The sequence below is a fragment of the Exiguobacterium qingdaonense genome (assembly GCF_018617855.1).
In the GTDB taxonomy this organism is placed as follows: Bacteria; Bacillota; Bacilli; order Exiguobacteriales; family Exiguobacteriaceae; genus Exiguobacterium; species Exiguobacterium qingdaonense.
In genome coordinates this window covers 1-3,079 of record NZ_JACSKY010000028.1, presented here as the reverse complement: position 1 = coordinate 3,079, position 3,079 = coordinate 1, and the positions used below count along the sequence as shown (strand labels likewise).

At 47.2% G+C, this 3,079-nt stretch carries 3 protein-coding genes and 6 tRNA genes; all 9 read left to right on the top strand.

Going from position 1 to position 3,079, the window contains the following annotated elements:
- The first annotated feature begins 12 nt into the window (after positions 1 to 12).
- Positions 13 to 88 (top strand) — tRNA-Val (locus KNP00_RS14015).
- Between the two features lie 31 nt (positions 89 to 119).
- Positions 120 to 192: transfer RNA gene (locus tag KNP00_RS14010), tRNA-Thr, on the top strand.
- Positions 193 to 198: 6 nt separating this feature from the next.
- Positions 199 to 282 (top strand) — tRNA-Tyr (locus KNP00_RS14005).
- Positions 283 to 287: 5 nt separating this feature from the next.
- Positions 288 to 363 (top strand) — tRNA-Lys (locus KNP00_RS14000).
- A 4-nt stretch (positions 364 to 367) separates the two neighbouring features.
- Positions 368 to 442, top strand: a tRNA-Gly gene (locus KNP00_RS13995).
- Positions 443 to 457: 15 nt separating this feature from the next.
- Positions 458 to 533: transfer RNA gene (locus tag KNP00_RS13990), tRNA-Ala, on the top strand.
- 199 nt (positions 534 to 732) lie between these two features.
- Complete coding sequence (gene rocF, locus KNP00_RS13985) at positions 733 to 1,635, top strand: arginase (protein ID WP_215146295.1); 903 nt, start codon at positions 733 to 735, stop codon at positions 1,633 to 1,635.
- Positions 1,636 to 1,766: 131 nt separating this feature from the next.
- Positions 1,767 to 2,342, top strand: coding sequence for an RNA polymerase sigma factor SigW (gene sigW, locus KNP00_RS13980; RefSeq protein WP_012727640.1), 576 nt, complete (start codon positions 1,767 to 1,769; stop codon positions 2,340 to 2,342).
- Positions 2,339 to 2,974 (top strand): hypothetical protein, encoded by a 636-nt coding sequence (locus tag KNP00_RS13975; protein WP_215146294.1) that lies wholly within the window; start codon positions 2,339 to 2,341, stop codon positions 2,972 to 2,974. Before sigW ends, KNP00_RS13975 begins: the two co-directional genes overlap by 4 nt.
- Positions 2,975 to 3,079 lie beyond the last annotated feature (105 nt).

Sequence of the window (3,079 nt, the reverse complement as noted above, 5' to 3'; positions counted from 1 at the left end):
GGTCACCAATATGGAGGATTAGCTCAGCTGGGAGAGCACCTGCCTTACAAGCAGGGGGTCGGCGGTTCGATCCCGTCATCCTCCACCATCTTTATTTATTTAATCAAACCTATATATATGCCGGTGTAGCTCAGTTGGTAGAGCATCTGACTTGTAATCAGAGGGTCGAGGGTTCGAATCCTTTCGCCGGCACTCCTTGGGGGGGTAGCGAAGTGGCTAAACGCGGCGGACTGTAAATCCGCTCCCTCGGGTTCGGCGGTTCGAATCCGCCCCCCCCCACCAGGTTTGAGCCATTAGCTCAGTTGGTAGAGCATCTGACTTTTAATCAGAGGGTCGCAGGTTCGAGCCCTGCATGGCTCACCATTTTGCGGAAGTAGTTCAGTGGTAGAATACGACCTTGCCAAGGTCGGGGTCGCGGGTTCGAATCCCGTCTTCCGCTCCATATTCCTATTTTTTAGGGGCCTTAGCTCAGCTGGGAGAGCGCCTGCCTTGCACGCAGGAGGTCAGCGGTTCGATCCCGCTAGGCTCCACCATATGTTTTTTTCTTAAGTTATGATGACTTAAGTTTTTTTTTGCCTAAAACCATGAACCATTCAATTGAGAGTACAGAGAAAGGCAGCCTGCCACCATTCAGGCTGCCTTTTGTATGTTTATTCATTATTTTGCCGAGTTGAACCAAACGAATGATAGCGTTTACAATTTAGCTATTAAGCGTATAAAGGGGGAATGGCAATGCAATGGTCATACATTCATGTTCCACTGCGTTACGGTCAGGGGAAATTAGGGGTCGATCAAGGCCCAACAAAATTAAACGAGTTAGGAATGGATAAACTCCTTCCCTCAGGAACGGTCAAACAGACGATTCGTGTGTTGCCAGAATCTGAAATTCGGGAGAATGAAGAACATTTAAAGCGTGTCGATGGTGTCCTGCATACCGTCACGCAACTAGCGGACGTCGTACACCATGAAATTTCAGCAAATCGATTTCCTTTGATCGTTGGGGGCGATCATAGTATGGCAATCGGCACCCTTGCTGGATTAGCTCAGACCGGTTCATACGGTGTGATATGGGTGGATGCCCACGCTGACTTGAATACGGGCGAAACGTCACCTTCAGGGAACATTCATGGTATGCCACTTGCGGCAGCTATGGGTATGGGAGATATACGTCTGACCGAGGTAGGCGGACGTGAGCCAAAACTTTCCCCGGAGCATCTAGTGTATATTGCCCTGCGCGATATCGATGAAGGAGAAATGAACGAAATCAATCGACTTGGAATCAAGGTCATTACCGTTGAAGAGATTCGTACGCGTGGAGTTGATGTGATCATGCACGAGGCGTTACGTTATCTTCGTGAACGAGTCGACCGGTTTTATATCAGTTTTGACTTGGACAGTCTGGATGCATCGCTCGTGCCAGGCACAGGCACACCGGTTGAGGGTGGTTTGACAGAAGTCGAAGCCAAAGCGATTTTAAGCGAAGCGATGCAGGCGGAAGACGTGATTGCCGTCGAGATTGTGGAATTGAACCCAGTATTGGACAAGGATGAGATGACAGCTCATTTGGCTTATCGTCTATGCGAAACGATTATTAAATCAAAAGAGAACCTGTTATTGGAAGGCAAGACAGTTTAATTTCCTTACAGTTTCCAAAACCGTTTGCTACAATGGGGATGGAAACTTTTTTGTTTTTTTTTTGAAACTAAATCAAAGGTGGTACGTATAAAGAAATGACCGCATGTGTTGCGGAGAGGGGAAGTGGATTGATGGAACGGCTGACCACCCGTTTGGTTGATGAATTGAGGGCGGGGAATCACGATTCGTTTGCCGAACTGGTAGAACTATATAAGGATGGCGTCTTTGCAATCGCCTATAAAATTTTGTATGATCGCGGCGAAGCAGAAGACGCTGCCCAAGAAGCGTTCATTCGTGCGTACACACGAATCGATACGTATGACGCGCAATATAAGTTCAAAACATGGCTCTATCGAATCACAACGAACGTTGCCATCGACCGATTGAGAAAGCGAAAACCGGAATACTCAATGGATGCTGAAATTGCTGGTACGGATGGCTTGACCTATCAAGACCATTTGGCTGATGAAGCCCCCCAACCCGATGCCCAAGTCGTTCATCGCGAAATTCGAAGTGAGATGCATGAGGCCATCAAACAACTTCCAGACAAATACCGCATCCCTTTACTACTCAAATACGTGGATGATTTGTCGCTAAAAGAAATTAGCGTCATGATCGACATGCCGGTCGCAACAGTTAAAACAAGGATCTTCCGGGGAAGAGAAATGTTAAAGACAATCTTTCAAAATAGGGAGGGGTTCAATTGACTCCTGAAGAAAAAGTACAACAATATTTGGAAGATGGCGTTTTGCCCGAAGAATCTGACGAATTGCGTCAGTTGTTAGAAGACGATGAACTGTATGAGTCGTATCTACAATATGAACGAATCGACGCAGAACTGAAAGCATTGCCTCGTCCAAAGTTATCAGCAGATTTTACGGCCCGAGTGATGGCCGCTTTACCTGAAACACATGTACAAACAGCATCTGACTCAGTCGTACCGTTATCAAAACCAGTTCAAAAAGAACGAAAACCGCAATCGAAACAAATGATTTGGTTACAGCGGCACCCCGGTTTGGTTGCGGCACTCTTATTCTTTAGTTTGATGTCTAGTGCGACACTCGGGCTATGGAGTAGCGCTTCAGAAACGATGACTTATACGAAAGTACCGGGTGTGATTGTGTCGGAGAATGAAGTCATTGTACCGATTGGTGTCACGGTCGAAAGAGATATCACGGTCCAAGGCGGCGACTTGCGGATTGAAGGTACCGTAAAAGGGAATGCGACAGCTGTCAACGGTCGTGCATATTTAGCGAGTGCCGGTCAAGTAACAGGTGAGCTTGAACAAATTGACCAAATGTTCGAATGGGTTTGGTATTCGCTTAAACAACTTTTCTAAAGACGCTTCCAGCGTCTCAGCTTGTTGACGAACCAGGTCGCCTCTTGCGACCTGGTTCGTCCTTTTTTGTGGTTCTCGGTTTCTTGAGGCGTTCTGCCCCCATAA

Bases quoted from the DNA above. Each gene is read 5' to 3' on its own strand.
- rocF (WP_215146295.1), top strand. From the start codon at position 733: ATGCAATGGTCATACATTCATGTTCCACTGCGTTACGGTCAGGGGAAA.
- sigW (WP_012727640.1), top strand. From the start codon at position 1,767: ATGGAACGGCTGACCACCCGTTTGGTTGATGAATTGAGGGCGGGGAAT.